Annotated in this window: 18 protein-coding genes; 4 read left to right on the top strand and 14 right to left on the bottom strand. The window is 58.9% G+C overall.

What is annotated here, in order from left to right:
• The first annotated feature begins 2 nt into the window (after nt 1-2).
• Complete coding sequence (gene sseA / locus QMM04_RS02325) at nt 3-842, top strand: 3-mercaptopyruvate sulfurtransferase (protein ID WP_021506552.1); 840 nt, start codon at nt 3-5, stop codon at nt 840-842.
• A 163-nt stretch (nt 843-1,005) separates the two neighbouring features.
• Here the strand turns inward: sseA and sseB are convergent, their stop codons facing one another.
• From sseB to trmJ, 5 genes are all read right to left on the bottom strand, one after another.
• Nucleotides 1,006-1,773: an enhanced serine sensitivity protein SseB gene (gene sseB / locus QMM04_RS02330; RefSeq protein WP_132464720.1), complete on the bottom strand. Its 768-nt coding sequence runs from the start codon at nt 1,771-1,773 to the stop codon at nt 1,006-1,008.
• 52 nt (nt 1,774-1,825) lie between these two features.
• The gene (gene pepB, locus QMM04_RS02335; RefSeq protein ID WP_282995570.1) at nt 1,826-3,112 is read right to left on the bottom strand and encodes an aminopeptidase PepB; all 1,287 of its coding nucleotides are present in this window, start codon (nt 3,110-3,112) and stop codon (nt 1,826-1,828) included.
• A 57-nt stretch (nt 3,113-3,169) separates the two neighbouring features.
• Nucleotides 3,170-4,339 carry an IscS subfamily cysteine desulfurase gene (locus QMM04_RS02340; protein WP_282995571.1) on the bottom strand — a complete coding sequence of 390 codons (1,170 nt, stop codon included), beginning with the start codon at nt 4,337-4,339 and terminating at the stop codon, nt 3,170-3,172.
• 89 nt (nt 4,340-4,428) lie between these two features.
• Nucleotides 4,429-4,926 (bottom strand): Fe-S cluster assembly transcriptional regulator IscR, encoded by a 498-nt coding sequence (iscR, locus tag QMM04_RS02345; protein ID WP_031279392.1) that lies wholly within the window; start codon nt 4,924-4,926, stop codon nt 4,429-4,431.
• A gap of 135 nt (nt 4,927-5,061) precedes the next feature.
• Entirely contained in the window at nt 5,062-5,805 is a 744-nt protein-coding gene (trmJ, locus tag QMM04_RS02350; protein WP_031279390.1) for a tRNA (cytosine(32)/uridine(32)-2'-O)-methyltransferase TrmJ, read from the bottom strand.
• A 121-nt stretch (nt 5,806-5,926) separates the two neighbouring features.
• On the opposite strand from trmJ, the gene suhB reads away from it, so the two are divergent.
• Nucleotides 5,927-6,730: an inositol-1-monophosphatase gene (gene suhB / locus QMM04_RS02355; protein WP_058758291.1), complete on the top strand. Its 804-nt coding sequence runs from the start codon at nt 5,927-5,929 to the stop codon at nt 6,728-6,730.
• A gap of 47 nt (nt 6,731-6,777) precedes the next feature.
• Here the strand turns inward: suhB and QMM04_RS02360 are convergent, their stop codons facing one another.
• The 3 genes from QMM04_RS02360 to QMM04_RS02370 all read right to left on the bottom strand — a co-directional run bounded on the left by QMM04_RS02360 (nt 6,778) and on the right by QMM04_RS02370 (nt 9,588).
• The gene (locus QMM04_RS02360) at nt 6,778-7,791 is read right to left on the bottom strand and encodes an MFS transporter (RefSeq protein WP_021506545.1); all 1,014 of its coding nucleotides are present in this window, start codon (nt 7,789-7,791) and stop codon (nt 6,778-6,780) included.
• Between the two features lie 202 nt (nt 7,792-7,993).
• Nucleotides 7,994-8,971: a nickel/cobalt transporter gene (locus QMM04_RS02365; RefSeq protein WP_282995572.1), complete on the bottom strand. Its 978-nt coding sequence runs from the start codon at nt 8,969-8,971 to the stop codon at nt 7,994-7,996.
• Complete coding sequence (locus QMM04_RS02370) at nt 8,962-9,588, bottom strand: DUF1007 family protein (RefSeq protein ID WP_059009930.1); 627 nt, start codon at nt 9,586-9,588, stop codon at nt 8,962-8,964. The genes QMM04_RS02365 and QMM04_RS02370 overlap by 10 nt, the downstream gene beginning before the upstream one ends.
• A 158-nt stretch (nt 9,589-9,746) precedes the next feature.
• Between QMM04_RS02370 and csiE the strand changes: the two genes are divergently transcribed.
• The gene (gene csiE / locus QMM04_RS02375) at nt 9,747-11,015 is read left to right on the top strand and encodes a stationary phase inducible protein CsiE (protein WP_058770857.1); all 1,269 of its coding nucleotides are present in this window, start codon (nt 9,747-9,749) and stop codon (nt 11,013-11,015) included.
• Here csiE and QMM04_RS02380 read toward each other — a convergent pair.
• Complete coding sequence (locus QMM04_RS02380; RefSeq protein ID WP_166719563.1) at nt 11,012-12,148, bottom strand: 3-phenylpropionate MFS transporter; 1,137 nt, start codon at nt 12,146-12,148, stop codon at nt 11,012-11,014. The genes csiE and QMM04_RS02380 overlap by 4 nt on opposite strands.
• 124 nt (nt 12,149-12,272) lie before the next feature.
• The gene (glyA, locus tag QMM04_RS02385; RefSeq protein WP_021506540.1) at nt 12,273-13,526 is read right to left on the bottom strand and encodes a serine hydroxymethyltransferase; all 1,254 of its coding nucleotides are present in this window, start codon (nt 13,524-13,526) and stop codon (nt 12,273-12,275) included.
• 337 nt (nt 13,527-13,863) lie between these two features.
• Between glyA and hmpA the strand changes: the two genes are divergently transcribed.
• Complete coding sequence (hmpA, locus tag QMM04_RS02390; protein ID WP_282995573.1) at nt 13,864-15,048, top strand: NO-inducible flavohemoprotein; 1,185 nt, start codon at nt 13,864-13,866, stop codon at nt 15,046-15,048.
• Between the two features lie 51 nt (nt 15,049-15,099).
• Here the strand turns inward: hmpA and glnB are convergent, their stop codons facing one another.
• The 4 genes from glnB to QMM04_RS02410 all read right to left on the bottom strand — a co-directional run bounded on the left by glnB (nt 15,100) and on the right by QMM04_RS02410 (nt 18,952).
• Nucleotides 15,100-15,438: a nitrogen regulatory protein P-II gene (gene glnB / locus QMM04_RS02395; protein ID WP_007886217.1), complete on the bottom strand. Its 339-nt coding sequence runs from the start codon at nt 15,436-15,438 to the stop codon at nt 15,100-15,102.
• A 77-nt stretch (nt 15,439-15,515) separates the two neighbouring features.
• Nucleotides 15,516-16,847 (bottom strand): two-component system response regulator GlrR, encoded by a 1,332-nt coding sequence (glrR, locus tag QMM04_RS02400; protein ID WP_058758284.1) that lies wholly within the window; start codon nt 16,845-16,847, stop codon nt 15,516-15,518.
• A 2-nt stretch (nt 16,848-16,849) separates the two neighbouring features.
• Nucleotides 16,850-17,521: a two-component system QseEF-associated lipoprotein QseG gene (gene qseG / locus QMM04_RS02405; RefSeq protein WP_058781722.1), complete on the bottom strand. Its 672-nt coding sequence runs from the start codon at nt 17,519-17,521 to the stop codon at nt 16,850-16,852.
• Between the two features lie 3 nt (nt 17,522-17,524).
• Complete coding sequence (locus QMM04_RS02410) at nt 17,525-18,952, bottom strand: HAMP domain-containing sensor histidine kinase (RefSeq protein ID WP_282995574.1); 1,428 nt, start codon at nt 18,950-18,952, stop codon at nt 17,525-17,527.
• Nucleotides 18,953-19,150: the final 198 nt, after the last annotated feature.

The raw sequence follows: 19,150 nt of genomic DNA on the forward strand, positions 1-19,150 counted from the left end.
CTATGACAGCCATGTTTGTGTCCGCTGATTGGTTGAATGAACATTACCACGAAGAGCGTTTGCAGGTGCTGGATGCCCGCATGCTGCCGCCAGGTCAGGAAGCGGTGCGCGATATCACGGCGGAGTATCTGGCCGGGCATCTGCCGGATGCGCCTTTTTTCAACATCGAAGCGCTGTCCGATCACACCAGCCCGTATCCGCATATGATGCCGCGCGCAGAGACCTTTGCCGTGGCGATGCGCGAGCTGGGCATCAGCCAGGATAAACATCTGGTGGTGTACGACGAAGGCAATCTGTTCTCCGCGCCGCGCGCCTGGTGGATGCTGCGCGCCTTTGGCTGTGAACAGGTGTCGATTCTGGCGGGCGGCCTGCAGGGCTGGAAAGCCGCTGGCTTCAGCCTGGCTACCGGTCCGGTGAATCTGCCTGAAGGCGAGTTTGACGCGCAGTACGACAGCAGCCAGGTGAAGCGCCTGACCGATGTGCTGCTGATCAGCCACGAGGGCGGCGCGCAGATTGTCGATGCGCGCGCGGCCAACCGTTTCAATGCCGAAGTGGATGAGCCGCGTCCCGGCCTGCTGCGCGGCCATATCCCGCACAGCCTGAATATGCCGTGGAACGATCTGGTGGCCAACGGTGAGCTGAAACCGGCCGCCGAGCTGCGCGATCTGTTTGCAAAGGCAGGCATTAAGCTGGATCAGCCGATTGTCGCCAGCTGCGGCTCCGGTGTGACGGCGGTGGTGGTGATTCTGGCGCTGACCGCGCTGGGCGTGCGTGATGTGACGCTGTACGACGGTTCGTGGGGAGAATGGGGCAGCCGCGACGATTTACCGATTGAGAAATAAGTGTCGGATGTGGTGCGTATAACCGGTCGCCGTAAACGGCGACCCTACACGTAGGGTGCGCATTTATGCGCACCTGGGTGAAATCGGTGCGATTTTGATGACGCATTTATGCGCACCTGGGTGAAATCGGTGCGATTTATCGGCGCACTGATGCGCACCGGCACTAAATAATCCGCTGGCTGCCTTTGAAATCGCGCAGGAAACTGCCCCAGCGGCGCTCATAAAACGGCGTAATGTGCGCGGTGAAGAAATGGCTGACACCCTGTTCGTTGCTGACCACTTCACAGATATCAATTGGCGCGTCATCGGGCAGCGTATCGGTCGCCACGCTGCCGGCCGCCTGAATAATCGCATCAATATCGCTGTCGGCTTCAATCCCAATCAACAGATTCGCCTGTTCATCGGCACGCTCACGAATGCTGGCAACGTAGGCGCGACGCACCTGTTTGTATTTCGCAAACAGCTGGGTCAGCGAATCGATCATCTGCGCCGGCGGCTCGGCCACTTCGGACAGCAGCAATGCATGACCGCCCTCCAGCACCGTTTGCTGGCTCAGCGCACTGCCCTCTTCGCCCAGCAGATGCGCGATCTCGCCGGGTGAAAACTCTTTGCCGGCCGGCAGTTTCGGGTTGAGGAACAGCGCTTCACCCAGCGTCATTTCAAACAGCGTGCGCGTCGGTAAACGCAGGTACGGCTGCTCACCCTGGATAGCTTCGCTCATCGCTGCTTCTGAGGTAAAGAAAGGGATCACGCTGCCGCCGCCCTCTTTTTCCCAGTGCTGTAATTCTACCGGCGAGGTGGCATCAAATTGCTCCGCGGGACTTTCGCCCGGCACCCAGACATCGGCCTCCAGCAACAGCTGGAAAAATTCCGGACGGTGCGCAGGCTCGGTGGCCGCCAGCTTCAGCACCTCTTCAAGACGGTTACTCATAAGGGATAGGCTTCCAAAAAAGACGGCAGGTTGCAGCCTGCCGTTGTCGGGATTATTTCAGTAACAGATTGGCAATGGTACGCACGCCAAGGCCTGTCGCACCGGCGGACCACTGATCCACCGCGCTTTTGCGATAGGTCGCGGAGCAGTCAATGTGCAGCCAGCCCTGCTGATAGTTGCTGACGAACCACGAGAGAAACGCTGCCGCGCTGCTGGCACCCGCCGCGTGGGCTGCGCTGGCGATGTTATTCAGATCGGCAAAGTTGGACGGCAGATGGTTGCGGTGGAACTCGGCCAGCGGCAGACGCCAGAAGGCTTCGTTCTCGCTGGTGGCACTGCCCAGCAGCGACTCCGCCAGCACGTCGTCAAAGGTAAACAGCGCATGGTAATCGTTGCCCAGCGCGGTTTTCGCGGCACCGGTCAGCGTGGCCGCATCAATCAGCAGCTGCGGACGCTGTTCGCTGGCGTCGATCAGTCCATCGGCCAGTACCAGACGCCCTTCGGCATCGGTGTTCATCACTTCAACGGATTTCCCGTTGCGATAGCGGATGATGTCGCCAAGGCGGAACGCGTTGCCGCTGACCATATTATCGGCGCAGCACAGGAACAGCTTCACGCGTTTATCCAGGCCGCGCGAAATCGCCAGCGCCAGCGCACCGGTCACCGTTGCTGCGCCGCCCATGTCGGATTTCATTGAATCCATAAACGCGCTCTGCTTCAGGCTATAACCACCGGTATCAAAGGTGATGCCTTTGCCCACCAGGCAGGCGTACACCGGTGTGCTGTCGTCGCCGCCGGGGTTGAAGTCCAGCGTCAGCAGCACCGGCGGACGCGTCGAGCCGCGGCCTACGGTATGAATTCCGGCATAGCCCTGCTCACGCAGATCCTCACCTTTGATGATGCGATAGCTCACCGCGTCACCGCCTACTTCGCTGATCAGATCGATGGCGCTGTGCGCCAGCTGCTCCGGGCTCAGATCTTCCGCAGGCAGGTTGATGGTGTCGCGCACCCAGTCAACGATCTTCAGGCGACGATCGAATTCGGCCTGATCGGCCTCACTCAGCGTCGGCCATTCGACCTGACGCTGGCCTTTCGGGCTGCGGAAACCCTGCCAGAACGCCCAGCATTTCTCCAGATCCCAGCCTTCGCCGCTCAGCGCGACGTGGCGGATGCCCTGACCGTCCAGCTTGCGTCCGGCACGTTGAATGCTCATCAGCGCATCGGCACCGGTCAGGTGAACGGTCATGCCACTTTCATTGCTGCTCAGCAAAGCTTTCTCGCCCCAGCGCGCGTCGGCGGCCTGGGAGCTGAGCGTAATCGTCATGGGTTGTGTTGTCATCGCGTGGCTCCGTTTGCGTTTGTTATCCCTGCGCACTGACCGGCGCAGGGCGAAAATTTAGCGGGAAGTGGCCGGCGTCAGCGCCCGTAAGCGCGTTACCGCCTTATGTACCACCCCGATGGCATAATCGATCTCTTCCTGCGTGGTAAAGCGACCCAGCGAAAAGCGCAGCGAGCTGTAAGCCAGCTGCTGATCCACGCCCATGGCGCGCAGAACGTAGGAAGGTTCAAGGCTGGCAGAAGTACAGGCGGATCCCGACGACAGCGCCAGATCTTTCAGCGCCATGATCAGCGATTCGCCATCGACGTGGGCAAAACTGATATTGAGGATATTCGGCGCGCCCTGTTCGAGTGAACCGTTGAGCTGTACGTCGCTTAGCGTGCTGATGCCCTGCCACAGACGATGGTGCAGCGTAGCCAGGCGCGCGCTCTCGTCCGCCATCTCTTCGCGCGCGATTCGATAGGCTTCGCCCATGCCGACAATCTGATGCACCGGCAAGGTCCCCGAACGCATGCCGCGCTCGTGACCACCGCCGTGCATCTGCGCGTCGATCTGCAGTTTTGGTTTACGCCGCACCCACAGCGCGCCGATGCCTTTCGGCCCGTACAGTTTGTGCGCTGAGAACGACATCAAATCCACCGGCAGCGTGCTGACGTCGAGCGGCAGCTTGCCCACGCTTTGCGTGGCGTCCACGTGGAACAGGATGTCGCGCGCGTGACACAGCGCGCCCAGCGCGGCGATGTCCTGAATCACGCCGGTTTCATTATTGACGTGCATCAGCGACACCAGCACGGTGTCGTCGCGCAGTGCCGCTTCCAGCATCGCAGGCGTGACGATGCCGTCCGCGCCAGGCTGCAGAAAGGTGACCTCAAAGCCTTCGCGCGCCAGCTGAGCACAGCTGTCGAGCACCGCTTTGTGTTCGGTCTGACTGGTGATGATGTGTTTACCGCGCGCCTGATGCTGCTGCGCCGCGCCTTTGAGCGCCAGGTTATCGGCTTCTGTGGCACCGGAGGTAAACACGATTTCGCGTGGATCGGCGTTGATCAGTTCGGCAACCTGGTTGCGCGCCACGTCAACGGCCTCTTCAGCCTGCCAGCCAAAACGGTGGGAACGGGAAGCGGGGTTACCGAAGGTGCCATCCAAAGTGAGGAACTGCATCATTTTGGTGGCGACACGCGGATCGGCAGGCGTTGTCGCTGCGTAATCCAGGTAGATCGGTAATTTCATTGCGCTAAAACTCCGTATAAAAAATCATACGTCTTTATAGCACGATTCAGCCTCTCCTGGGTTAACAGCAGAGGCTGAACGGGAGAGGATCAGGCGCGCAGATTGACGTTGATGGTTTCCTGCACGCGATGCTGCTGGAAGCGACGGTTATCAACGCTGTTCTGGCGATCGGCCACGTCGAGGATCTCCTGGTTATTAACCAGTTCCGCCAGCGTGATGTTGTTGAGGAAATCGCTGATGCGCTCGCTCAGGTCGCGCCACAGAACGTGGGTCAGGCAGCGCTCGCCGCCCTGGCAACCCTCTTTACCCTGGCATTTGGTGGCGTCAACGGATTCGTCCACCGCGGTGATTACCGCGCCAACTGCAATCGCCCCGGCGTCTTTGCCTAACAGATAACCGCCGCCCGGACCCCGCACGCTGGCCACCAGACCGTGCTTACGCAGACGCGAGAATAACTGCTCCAGATAGGAGAGCGAAATGCCCTGACGCTCTGAAATATCGGCCAGCGGTACCGGGCCCTCGTGCGAGTGCAGGGCAACGTCCAGCATAGCGGTTACGGCATAACGTCCTTTGGATGTCAGTCTCATAGCATACAACCTCGTAAGCGTCCGCCAGCGAGTCGGCGGGTTATCTGAAGAATGGAGGTCAGTCTGACATTCCCGAGTATTTTGGTCAACTATTTAACCGAGTATTTCGCTCAACTATTTAACCTGGTGTTTTACTCAACTATTACCCTTGTCGTTTTTGGGTTTTTCAAACGACGACAGCATGCCGCGCAGAATGTTGAGTTCGTCGCGCTCCGGACGCGCACGGGTATAGAGGCGACGCAGTTTGCTCATCACCTGGCTCGGTGTGCCCTGGCGGATAAAGCCGCTGTTTAGCATCATCTGCTCGATGTGCTGATAGAAGCGCTCCAGATCGTCAACCAGCGGATACGGCGAGGCTTCGTACTGCGGCTGCGGACTGGCTTTCTCCTGCGCGTCCAGCCACGCCATGCGCACTTCATAGGCAATAATCTGCACCGCCATCGCCAGGTTGAGCGAGCTGTACTCCGGGTTGGCCTGAATGGCGACATGATAGTGGCACTTCTGCAGCTCTTCGTTGGTCAGGCCCACGCGTTCGCGACCAAACACCAGCGCTACCGGCGCCTGCTGGCCCTCTTCCACGCTTTTGATGCCGCATTCACGCGAGTCAAGCATCGGCCACGGCAGCGAGCGCGAGCGGGCGCTGGTCCCCACCACCAGGCTACAGCCGGCAATCGCCTCATCCAGCGTATCGACGATCTTCGCCTCACCGATCACATCGCTGGCACCGGCAGCCAGTGAAATAGCCTGCGAGTCCGGTTTCACCAGCGGATTGACCAGATACAGGTTGCTTAAGCCCATGGTTTTCATGGCGCGGGCAACGGAACCCATGTTGCCGGTGTGCGAGGTTTCTACCAGTACGATTCGGATATTTTGCAGCATAATAGATAGCGATAAGGAAATGATGGCGCGCATCCTAACATAAAAGCAGGACATTTGCTGAACACCCTGATATACTCCGCGCCGTTTTCACCCGTTCTTTAACATCCAGCGAGAGATACCGATGCATCCGATGCTCAACATCGCCGTGCGCGCAGCGCGCAAGGCCGGAAATTTAATTGCCAAGAATTATGAAACCCCGGACGCTGTCGAAGCCAGCCAGAAAGGCAGCAACGACTTCGTTACCAATGTTGACCGCGACGCAGAACGTCTGATTGTCGAAGTGATTCGCAAATCCTACCCGCAACACACCATCATCACCGAAGAAAGCGGTGAGCTGGCGGGCGACGATCAGGATGTTCAATGGGTAATCGATCCCCTGGATGGCACCACCAACTTCATCAAACGTCTGCCCCACTTTGCTGTTTCTATCGCCGTGCGCATCAAAGGCCGCACCGAAGTGGCGGTGGTTTATGATCCAATGCGTAACGAACTGTTCACCGCTGTACGCGGTCAGGGTGCGCAGCTTAACGGCTATCGCCTGCGCGGCAGCACGGCGCGTGACCTCGACGGCACCATTCTGGCTACCGGCTTCCCGTTCAAGCTGAAGCAGCACGCCACGCCGTTCATCAACATCGTGGCAAAACTGTTTACCCAGTGCGCTGATTTCCGCCGTACCGGCTCTGCTGCGCTGGATTTGGCCTATGTGGCCGCAGGTCGCGTTGACGGTTTCTTTGAGATTGGCCTGAAGCCATGGGATTTCGCTGCCGGTGAACTGCTGGTGCGTGAAGCGGGCGGTCTGGTGACCGATTTCACCGGTAACCACGGCTATATGCTGTCTGGCAACCTGGTGGCCGGTAACCCGCGTGTGGTGAAGGCGATGCTGGCCAGCATGCGCGAAGAACTGAGCGAAGCGCTGAAGCGCTAAGCAAAAAAAGGCGGCTAAATCAGCCGCCTTTTTTATTACTGACTTTGTTACCGACGCTCGTGGGTTAACACGGTGCGCGGCTGGGTACGCCGACCGACACCACCGAGGACCGCCGCCAGCACCGCCTCGATCAGCATCATGAAGAAGGCAAACCAGCTGGCTTTCGCCGTTGCCGCCGCGGCTTTCTCTGCGGCTTCACGCGCTTTCTGCTCCGCTTCCTGCTTCAGTTGCTGATATTTCTGCATCGCCTGTTGATAGCTCTGCTCAGTCTGATTAACGATCTGCTCCGCTTCCTGATCGCTTTTTCCGGTCCGCGCTTTAATAATGTTTTTCAGCGCATCACGGTCTGCAGCCTGCAGCGTATCGGCATGACGACTCAGTACACCACGGATCCAATTGGCAATATCATTGTCGGCATTCTGTGGATTCTGTGCCGTCTGTTTCGCCTGGTTTTGCGCATTATTCGCTTCGCTATTTACATCCTGCTGTAAATTTTCCGGCTGCAGTTCCGGTTTGCCGGTTTGACGCAGCGTGGTTTGCAATTCATTTTGCAAATCATCCAGGTTGATATTATTTTCCTGCAGCTTCTCTTTCGCCATATTGGTCACCGATGGCGCTACCGCAGAAATACCGTTCCCCAGGGCATTAAAACCGGAGCCTAAAATATTAAAGGCGCCGCCGATAATACCGCTGGCAAGTGAAATCGCCAGCCACAGCGTAATCAGGGTACTGACACCAAACATCAGCAGACCGTGCAGCGCACCTTCGCGCTGAGCCAGCCGTCCGGCAACGTAGCTACCGACCGCCAGCGCAATCAGCATGCTGGCCCCGGTCCAAATCAGCGCCCCTGTCCCCAGGTGTTCCAGCGGATTTTGTTCCTGCTGGGGATCGATGGTCGTGGCGCCGATCGCGGTTCCCAGCAGCCCCAGTAAAATATGAATGATTAATGCCGCAATCACCCCTGCAAATACGGCACTCCAGGAAATGCGTTTCAACGGTAAACCGCCGTGCGTTTCCACCACCGTTTCCGTGTTGCCATTATTAGTCCAGGTTTCAGGCATATTTATTTCCTCACAAACATTGACGATAAAGAGTAACGCATATAAGAGCACACCCTGTCCTTTTTGATATTATCTAGCGTAGACAGAGAAAACTCTTTTCACCAGATCGTCGGGCAAGAGAAATTAAACTCTGCGTCGCGGGCAAAAAAAAAACGCAGCATATTCAGGGAACATGCTGCGCTTATTTTTTAAAGCGTATTAATTAAAAAGGACGCAGACCGCCACCGAAGCCGGGCGTAGCACTGTGCCATAAAATAAAGCCGGCCAGCAGCAACAGCAGGCTGCCAGCCAGCATCACGGCCGGCAACAACCACTGCGCAGTCCCTCTGTTGCTGACCCTGCCGAGGCGCACCGCCAGCACGCGCGAGCGCTGCACCAGCAAACCCAGCAGCGACACGGTGAGCGCGGTGCCCAGCGCCATGGTCAGCGCCGAGGCCACGCCCCAGCCATATACGCCAATCACTTTGGCAAACAACAGCATCATGATGGCACCAGAACAGGGCCGCAGCCCCATCGACAGCACCACCAGCGCCTGGGTTTTGCCGCTCACCGCACCGGCCAGCTGTTGCGCGCTCGGCAGGTGGGCATGACCGCAGCCGCAGTCAGCATGATGCTGATGATGTGGCCGTACCGCGCGAATCTGGAGCCCGGTCGCCGGACGGAACGCGCGGCGTAACCCCTGCAGCGCGCGCCAGCCCACCCAGACGCCGAGCGCCATCACCAGCAAATAGCTACCTTTCTCCAGCCAGTAACTGGTGAGATGCAGCTGGCGCGACGAGGTTTGCAGCACCACCAGCATCAGCGTCACCAGAGCAATCGCCACCGCGCCCTGCAACAGCGCCGCCAGCAGCGTCAGCTTCATGCTGGTTTTCAGCTGCGCCGGATGGGTGGCGAGAAAGGTGCTGATCACCACTTTGCCGTGGCCCGGCCCCAGCGCATGCAGCACGCCATAGGCAAGGCTGAACAGCATCAGCGTGACACCGGCCTGCTGCGGCTGCTGCGCCACCTGTTGCAGGAGCTGCGTCATCTCACGGTGCAGAACCTTTTGCCACAGTACGCTTTGCAGCAGAATCTGCGGCCAGTGCAGCCACAGCAAAGCGCCCGCGGTAATCAGCAGCGCAGCCAGCAGCCACAGCGGCCACCAGCGACGGGAAGCGCCAGGCAGTGAAATCAACGACATGTCAGGGTTACCGTCTGAGCAAACTGCTGGCCGAGATCCATATCCTCGGGCGGTGCGTCAGCTTTATCCAGCGACAGCGCGTACTGTTTTAGCGAGTCATTCGGTTTGGGCGTGTGTAAGTCAAACTGGCAATGGGCTTTCACGGTCTCATCCATGGTGATGGCTTGCGGATTGTCATAATACATATCAACAAAGTAACTGGGATCGAAGGTCTGGATGCGGTATTGCCTGGCGCTTAACGACTGCGGTTCGCCGAACGGCACAATGAACTCCAGCACCGCTTTATTGCCCTTGCGCGACAGCTGATACTCCTGCGGCAGGTTGAGAAATTTCACCCGATTTTTATCCTGCCACACTTCGGTAAAATAGTGCTGGCCCAGCACATTGGCCATTACCTGTGCCGCCAGCTTTTTCCACACCACCTCGCCGGGTTTGGCGTTGCCGGCATCGTACAGCAGATCGGCGGAAGTGATTTCATCCATGGTCCATACCATCTTCATCGCGCTGAGATGATCGTCCTTACCGATCAGTTCGGTCTGCATATCAATAAAGCTGTGTGGATGCGCCCACACGGCGCCGCTGAACAACAGCGTAAAGCTAACGAGCGCAATTTTCATATGTTATAAAGTAACAAATTTTAAAGTCAGAAGGATACCGGGCCAGAAAAAACTGTGACCCGCCCTGAAGCTCTGAACAAAAGTCATGACAAAGGCCAGGGTCAGCGCGTGGAGTTGGCTATTCTTAGCTGAAAAATGACCTGCGGATAACACGATTGATGAGTTCAGCGCATTCTACTGCTCCCCTCTTCAGCCGCGCCCAGCGTCGTTGCCATCTGCTGTTGCTGCTGTTTCTGCCTGCTCCCGCGTTAACGCTTGAAAAGCTCTGCCAGTTGAATGGCGTGGACCCTGTTGTCGCCCGACAGGATATCGCGGATGTCGGAGATGAGATACAGCGCTTTCACCAGCTGGAATTACACCAGATGGTGGATGGCAGCTTTCGCATTCATGGCACGGAACTGGACCGGCGTCTGTGCCTGCTGCACTGGCTGCGCCGCGCGCTGCGCCTGTCGCAGGATTTCGTCTGCACGCATTTTGCGCCGGCACTGCGCCAGCGGCTGAAGGTGCTGAAAATTGAGAAAGCGCTGTGGGATGAAACCAATTTGCAGGCGCTGATCCAGCATTGCAGCCTGCGGCTGGCGCGCGATTTCACGCCTCGCGACCGGCTGTTTCTGCAAATCTTCATGAAATATGCGCTGTGTCAGCGTCAGACGGCGCTGTTCAGCGAGCGCCAGCGCGCCTGGCTGGCGGCGAAGATTGAACGCAGCGCAGCGGATGACGTGATCCATCACTGGCAAAAACGTTGCCATCTGGCACCGGACGTCAGCGAAACCGATTTCTGGACGCTGCTGTTCAGCCTGATTCACGCGCCAGACGGCAGCCAGCTGGCGGACAGTCAGGCACACAAGCTGATGGCTGCGGTGGAAGCGCTGATTGCCCGCTTTGAGCAACTGGCGCAGACGCGCATCAAAAATCAGCAGCAGCTTAAGCTGCAGCTCTATACTCACCTGGCGCAGGCGCTGGATCGTAGCCACTTTGCCATCGGCATTGATAACAGCGTGGCGCTGGACGTAGCGCGTCTCTATCCGCGCCTGCTGCGCACCACGGCGCGCGCGCTGCAGCACTTCAGCAGCGATTTCGGCACGCAGTTTAGCGCAGAAGAAGTGAGCCTGGTGGCGGTGCAGTTTGGTGGCTGGCTGATGCAGGAGAGCGCGCTACAGGAGAAACAGGTGCTGTTACTGACCGGCGCTGACGCGGCGCTGGAACAGCTGCTGGAGCAGCAGCTGCGGGAAATGATGCTGTTGCCGATCAATATTACCTATCAGGATATGCTGCACTTTCAGCGTGAAGGCGCACCGCGCGATGTGGCGCTGGTGGTGACGCCCTACGCCACCGCCCTGCCGCTCTATTCGCCGCCGCTGATCCACGCTGAGCTGCCGCTGAGCGATCACCAGCAGCAGCGCATTCGTCAGCTGCTGGAGTCTTAAGCCGCGCGTGGCCGCAGGAACAGCGCCGGCAGCGCCACCAGCGCCATTACCCAGAACAGCTGGCCGTGCAGGTGGGTAAACAGCACGCCGCACACCATCGTCATCACCGCGATGCCGCCGCCCATTGCCAGCGCCGAATAGAGCGACTGCAGACGAATCACCTCTGCGCCTTTGCGCGCGGCAATAAAGCGCATCGCCGCCAGATGGCAGACGGTAAAGCTGCCGCAGTGCAGAATCTGCGCCACAATCAACAGCGGTAGCGCTGTGCTGGCACCCAGCAGCGTCCAGCGCACCAGCGCGCACACGCCGGACAGCAGTAGCAGATCGCGCGCGCTCCAGCGGCGAAACAGCCGGTTACTCAGGGCAAAAATCACGATTTCGGCCACCACACCCAGCGACCACAGGTAGCCCACGACCGACGCGGAGTAGCCCGCTTCCTGCCACCAGATGGCGCTGAAGCTGTAATAAGCAGCGTGCGCGCCCTGCATCAGCGTTACGCACAGCATGAAACGCCAGACACTGTTCTCGCGCAGCAGGTCGCGCCACGCCGCCCAGCCACCGCTCGCGCCCTGGCGTAGCTCACCCTGCGGTCGGGTTTGTGGTGGCAGCAGCATGCCGGACAGCATCGCCAGCGCGCCTGCGCTCAACAGCAGCAGAATCACCTGCGATGACCAGGCGCTGACCAGCATACCGGTAAGCGCCGAGCTGATAACAAACGCCAGCGAGCCCCACAGCCGTACCGGACCATAGGCCAGCCCGATTTGCTGTGTCCAGGTGGCCGCCAGCGCATCACTCAGCGGCACCAGCGGCGAGAAGAACAGGTTAAAACCAATCATCACCAGCAGCAGCCATAGCCACTGACCGCCCAGCCAGAAACCGAGCGCGAACAGACAGGTCACCAGCGCCAGCAGGCGCAGCGCAACAATCAGCTGCGCTGGATTTTTCACCTGCGAAGCAATCAACAGGCTGCCGGCAAAGCGCGCCACCATGCCACAGCCGAGCAGCAGACCAATTTTTTCCGCATCCAGCCCGTTGCCCTTCAGCCACACGCTCCAGAACGGCAGATAGATGCCATAGCAGAAAAAGTAGGTGAAGTAGCTCAGTCCCAGCCACCTGGCCGATCCGATGGTCATGTTTCCTCCTGTTGACGCTCCGCCGTGCGCGGAATGGCCGTTACTTTCTCAAAGCCGCCTGCGAAAGGGAATAAAAAAAGGATGGCTTGCGCCATCCTTCTTCACACTGCGGGTTTGGCGCTTATCAGGCATAAACCGGCAGACGGGCACAGATATCCAGCACTTTCTGTTTGGTGCGCTCGATAGTGGCTTCGTCGTTGATGTTGTCGAGAACGTCAGCGATCCAGCCCGCCAGTTCGCGCACTTCCGCTTCTTTGAAGCCGCGACGGGTCACTGCTGGCGTACCGATACGCACACCGGAGGTCACAAACGGGCTCTTCGGATCGTTAGGTACGCTGTTTTTGTTCACGGTGATGTTAGCGCGGCCCAGAGCGGCATCCGCCTCTTTACCGGTCAGACCTTTGCTCACCAGATCGATCAGGAACAGGTGGTTGTAAGTACCGCCTGAGACGATGTTGTAACCGCGCTCCAGCAGCACTTCCACCATCGCTTTGGCGTTCTTCGCGACCTGCTGCTGATAAGCCTTGAACTCCGGCTCCATGGCTTCTTTGAACGCGACGGCTTTACCGGCGATAACGTGCATCAGCGGGCCGCCCTGACCACCCGGGAACACCGCGGAGTTCAGTTTCTTGTACAGCTCTTCGTCGCCGTTTTTCGCCAGGATCAGGCCACCGCGCGGGCCGGCCAGCGTTTTGTGCGTGGTCGAGGTCACGATGTGCGCGTGCGGTACCGGGTTCGGATACACATCAGCAGCGATCAGACCGGCAACGTGGGCCATATCAACAAACAGCCAGGCGCCGATGCTGTCGGCGATTTCACGCATTTTGGCCCAGTCGCACACGCCAGAGTAAGCAGAGAAGCCGCCCACGATCATTTTTGGCTTGTGGGTCTGCGCCAGTTCGGCCAGCTCTTCGTAATTGATTTTGCCGGTTTCATCGATGCCGTAAGGGATAACGTTGTACAGCTTACCGGACAGGTTGACCGGCGAACCGTGGGTCAGGTGACCACCGTGTGCCAGGTTCATGCCCAGAATGGTGTCGCCCGGCTGCAGCAGCGCGGTGTACACCGCGAAGTTAGCCTGGGAGCCGGAGTGCGGCTGCACGTTAGCGTAATCCGCGCCGAACAGCGCTTTGGCGCGATCGATCGCCAGCTGCTCAACGATATCCACATATTCACATCCGCCGTAGTAGCGTTTGCCCGGATAGCCTTCGGCATATTTGTTGGTGAGCTGTGAACCTTGCGCCTGCATAACGCGTGGGCTGGTGTAGTTTTCAGAAGCAATCAGTTCAATGTGCTCTTCCTGACGCACCTTCTCTTGCTCCATAGCCTGCCACAACTCGGCATCATAATCGGCAATGTTCATATCACGCTTTAACATCCGCATCTCCTGACTCAGCAACTTTTTAACGGCAGTTTAAGCCCCGGCTAAGGGGCGAAGGCCAACAGTGTAAACGGTTTTGCCAGGGGACGGTAGCGCCAATCCCCTCTTTTTACGCAAACGATTGGCAAGGCGCTGGCACGGGATTTTTACGCTTTTTAGCCGGGGAAGAAAACCGGATATTTGTTCATCAGCAGCGGGAAAATTTTTCAGCTTTGCGCGCCCGCCAGCAGATTGGCACTCGTCACCCCAGACAAAACGGGGGATTTACAGTGCGCGGCAACAGGCATAACATGCATTTAAAATACATGTTTAAAATTACCCTGAGGATCAGCCTATGCTTGACGCGCAAACCATCGCCACCGTGAAATCTACCCTGCCCGCGATTGCTCAACTCGGCCCGCAGCTGACCGGTCACTTTTATCAGCGGATGCTGACGCAGCATCCCGAGCTGAAGAACGTGTTTAACATGAACAACCAGCGCAGCGGCAATCAGCGTGAAGCGCTGTTTAACGCGATCTGCGCGTACGGTAGCAATCTGGAAAACCTCGCGGTGCTGCTGCCGGCGGTGGAGAAAATTGCGCAGAAGCATGCCAGCTTGAATATTCAGCCGGCGCAGTACGCGATTGTCGGGGAAAATCTGCTGGCGACGATTAAAGAGCTGCTCAATCCAGGCGATGAGGTACTGGCGGCGTGGGGCAAAGCCTATGGCGTGCTGGCTGAGGTGTTTATCCAGCGAGAAGCAGCGATTTACCGTGCGTCGGAAGAAAAGGTCGGCGGCTGGCGCGGCGCGCGCGATTTTCGTATCCGTGCGATTACCGCGCAGAGCTCGGTGATCAAAAGCATTGAGCTGGTGCCGAATGATGGAGAGCCGGTGTCGGACTTCCTGCCCGGCCAGTATCTGACCCTCAGTCTGCGCCCGGCGGACAGCGACTACATTCAGCACCGCCAGTATTCGCTGACGCATCTGCCGGATGGCAAAGCCTATCGCATTGCGGTGAAGCACGAAGCGCAGGGCAGCGTCTCCGGCTGGCTGCATCAGCATGCGAAGGTCGGCGATATCGTGCAGTGCGCCGCGCCGGCCGGGGATTTCTTCCTGCAGGCAACAGCGCAGACGCCGGTAACGCTGATCTCAGCAGGCGTCGGGCAAACGCCGCTGTTAGCCATGCTGGCCAGCCTGGCGGAGCAGCAGCATCCGGCCGCAGTATGCTGGCTGCACGCCGCCGAAAACGGCGCACAGCACGCGTTTGCTGATGAGGTCGCAGCGCTGGGTGCGCAACTGCCGCGCTTTAGCCACCACGTCTGGTATCGCCAGCCGCAAGCTGACGACGCGGGACGTTACGACGCGCAGGGTCTGATGGATTTAGCCACCGTCTCAACCGCCCTGACCCAGTCCGAGGGTGAGTTCTGGATTTGCGGCCCGCTGGCATTCATGCAGTTTGTCGCGCGCCAGCTGACCGACGCCGGCATCAGCGCCGACCGCATTCACTACGAGGTGTTCGGTCCGCACAAGGTGCTGTAAATGAAAAAGCCTGCACGCGGCAGGCTTTGTGTCTGGTGAGGAGCGAAGGGCTCAGATGGCCTCTTCGTCTTCCTCGCCGGTACGAATACGCACGACGCGCGCCACGTCAAAGACAAAAATTTTGCCGTCGCCGATTTTACCGGTCTGCGCGGTTTTCATGATGGTTTCTACGCAGGTATCGACGATATCATCGCCCACCACCATCTCGATTTTCACTTTTGGCAGAAAATCGACCATGTATTCGGCACCGCGATACAGCTCGGTGTGGCCTTTCTGACGTCCGAAGCCTTTCACTTCGCTGACCGTCATCCCGGTGATGCCCACTTCCGCTAAGGCTTCACGCACATCATCGAGTTTGAATGGTTTGATAATTGCATCGATCTTTTTCATGACAGATCCTTTTTTCGCTCCCTCCATGATGGACGGGTAACTATGAGTATAAGTGTTCCTGACGCTGCCGCAGCAAGCTACTCTTTAAATTCGCTGGCGTCCAGTTCGTGGCGCGACAGCAGCTTATAAAACTCGGTACGGTTGCGTCCAGCCAGACGCGCCGCATGCGTAACATTACCCTTGGTCATCTGCAGCAGTTTGCGCAGATAGTTAAGCTCAAACTGGTTGCGTGCTTCGACAAAGGTCGGTAGCGCCGTGTTCTCGCCAGCCAGCGCCTGCTCTACCAGCGCGTCACCAATCACCGGCGACGTAGTAAGCGCCACGCACTGCTCAATCACGTTAACCAGCTGGCGCACATTTCCCGGCCAGCTGGCACTCACCAGCCGTTTCATCGCATCGACCGAGAAGCTGCGCACAAACGGTTTGTGGCGATCGGCCGACTGGCGCAGCAGATGGTTGGCCAGCAACGGGATGTCTTCGGCGCGTTCGTGCAGTGCCGGGATCCTGAGATTCACCACGTTGAGACGATAGTAGAGATCTTCGCGGAAGCTTTTCTTCTCCATCGCCTTCGGCAGATCGCGGTGCGTGGCAGAGATGATGCGCACGTTGATGTCGAGATCGCGGTTGCTGCCCAGTGGGCGCACTTTGCGCTCCTGCAGCACGCGGAGAAGCTTCACCTGCAGCGCCTGCGGCATGTCGCCAATCTCATCGAGAAACAGCGTGCCGCCTTCCGCCGCCTGAAACAGCCCTTCGCGCGCACTTACGGCACCGGTGAAGGCGCCTTTGGCGTGGCCAAACAGCTCAGACTCCAGCAGCTGTTCCGGCAGCGCGCCGCAGTTGATGGCAATGAAAGGTTTACCGGCGCGCGGACTGGCAGCATGAATCGCCTGCGCCAGCACCTCTTTACCGGTGCCGCTCTGGCCGTTAATTAATATACTGACGTCAGATTGCGCCACCATGTGCGCCTGCTCCAGCAGCCGCAGCATCAGCGGATTACGCGTGACGATCGCTTCGCGCCAGCCGTCATCGCTGACCGGCGCGCGCTGCGCCAGTGCTTCGTCAATCGCTTTGTATAGCGCATCGCGATCGACCGGTTTGGTCAGAAAGCTGAACACGCCCTGCTGCGTGGCGGCTACCGCGTCCGGAATCGAGCCGTGCGCGGTCAGAATGATGACCGGCAGTCCGGTATGGCGCTTCTGGATTTCAGCAAACAGCGCCAGGCCATCCATTTCATCCATGCGCAGATCGCTGATCACCAAATCGACTTTCTCTTTCTGCAAATGACGCAGGGCTTCCGGCCCGCTGGCCGCGGTCGCTACCTGATAGCCTTCACTGCTGAGACGCATACCGAGCAGCTTGAGTAAGCCCGGATCGTCATCCACCAGCAGTAAGCGTGCGGCCTGTTTCATGATTACTGCTCCTCGCTTTGGGCATCGCTGGCACCGTGTGTGCTGTCGCCGCTGTCCGGCGCTTTGCGCGATGACAGCTGACGCTCGATGTCAGTCAGTCGCTGCAATTTACGCTGGGTATCGTCCAGCGTTTGCCGCAGTTGCGTTTGCTGCTGACGCAGGCGATCCAGTTCGGCGTCATTGCTTTGCTGCAGCGCGGCGTAGCGGCCGCGCGCCTCGCTCAGCTCCAGCTGCGCGGCCTGGTTACTGCGCCACAGCTGCAGCAGCGGACGCACCGCCGCCGGATAATCCGCGCTGTAGCTGTCGAGCGTATCAACGTACTGACGGCGCTCCACCGGCGTCACGTTGCCGTTCGCCAGCAGGATGCCCTGCTTAAAGGCGCGCGCCCAGTTCTGTACCGGCCAGCGCCGCGCTTCCGCCCGCGCTTCGGCCGCCGACAGCCGCTCACCGCAGTCGATAGCGCGCTGCCAGTAAAGTGGATTGCTCATGGCCGCCGGTGCTTCAATCTGCCAGACATTCTGGCAATCGGTGGCCAGATAATCCGCCAGGCGCACGTCCGGCTCCGGCAGGTTCACCGCACCGCGCGGCATACTGCTCTGGGGTGGCGCCTGACAGGCGCTCAGGCCGATGGCGATCAGTGCGCCGACGAGAAATCGGCTGGATGTGAGTTTCATTAATCAGACATTCCCGGCGCTGGTAGTCAAAATGATACGAAAACAGACGTCCGCGTCCGTGCGCGTGACCAACTGCAAATCACCCTGCATCCTGCGCAGGCAATCTTTGGCGATGCTTAATCCCAGCCCGCTGCCTTTCACCGGCCCTTTGCGCTGCTGGCTCCCCTGATAAAAGGGCTCAAAGATCATCGCCTGCTCTTCAGCCGGAATCGGCGTGCCGGTGTTGGCCACCTCAATCCACACCTGGTTGCCCTTCTGCTGGCTCTGCAGCCAGATGTTACCGGATTCGCTACCGTAGTTCACGGCGTTCGAGTAGAGGTTATCAATCACCCGCTGCAACAGCGTCGGTTCCGCCAGACAATAGCGGGCCTGCAGATCGATATGCGTGTGCATCTGGCGCGCGCTGGCGGGCAGTGAGTGCACCCTGACGACGCTATCAATGATAGCGTCGATAGCCACCGGTTCCAGCCGCATTGGGCTGTCCGCCAGCCGGCGATTGTAGTCGAGCAGCTGTTCAATCAGTCGCTGCAGATGACGGTTGCTGGTGTCGAGAATGGCGACAACTTCCTGCTGCTCCGCATTGAGCGGGCCGGCAACCTGGTCGGCCAGCAGTTCGGTGCCTTCGCGCAGGCTGGCCAGCGGTGTTTTGAGTTCGTGCGACAGGTGGCGCAGAAACTCATGCCGCTGTGCCTCCAGCCAGCTAAGACGTTCGCTGAGCCAGACAATGCGCTGTCCCAGCGAGCGAATTTCGCGTGGCCCGCGAAAACTGACGCTATTGCCCAGCGTTTTGCCCTCACCCAGCCGGTTAATCATGCGTTCGACGCGCTTAACCGGGCCGATAATCATGCCGGTGAACAGCAGTACCAGCACCAGACTGATTAAAAACAGTATCAGCGCCTGCCAGCCAAAAAACTGGCCGCGATCGGCAATTTCGCGCTGCAGCTGCAGGCCGCGTGAAAACACCACTTCACGCGTGGCCTGTACCATGCGGGTGTTGGCGGCGGAGAATGCCTCCAGCGCGCTCGCCGCCGGTGCCAGCAGATTGCCGTTATCACACTGCAGCTTTTCCAGCTGCGGCAGCGCGCTCTGCAATATTTTGAACGTGGGCAAATCGGGCAGGCTGGCGGCATGGCTGCTGAGCATCTGGCCGTAGCGGCTCCACTGCGTTTGATACAGGCGTGCCAGACTGGCATCGCCCAGCACACAATACTGGCGATAGCTACGCTCCAGCTCCAGCGCCGTGCGCGCCATCGCCTCGCTGCGACGCACGTCGGTGAAGGTGTTGCGGTTGGTGTCCGCCGCCTGATTACTCAATGCTGAAAGGCTTTCCCACGCCTGCCATGCCAGCACCAGCAGCGGCAGCAGCACCAGCAGAAAGGCCATTAAAACCAGTTGCCGCAGGGATCGGGGAAACAGACGCCATCTCTTCACAACCGCGCTTCCTTTGAGGTGAGTTGCAGGCATGCTAGCGAAGTCCGGCAAGGTTAGAAAGGCTGAAAACGAAAACGGCAGGCCTTTTGGCCTGCCGTGAGAGCGACGCCGCAGCATCGCCTGCAAAATAGGTGGAGCCTAACTCAACGTTGCGTCCGGTGCTTGATAACGTTGCAAAGCAAGCGATTATCGGTTGGG

Source organism: Pantoea sp. Pa-EAmG, from assembly GCF_030024295.1.
GTDB lineage: Bacteria > Pseudomonadota > Gammaproteobacteria > Enterobacterales > Enterobacteriaceae > Pantoea > Pantoea dispersa.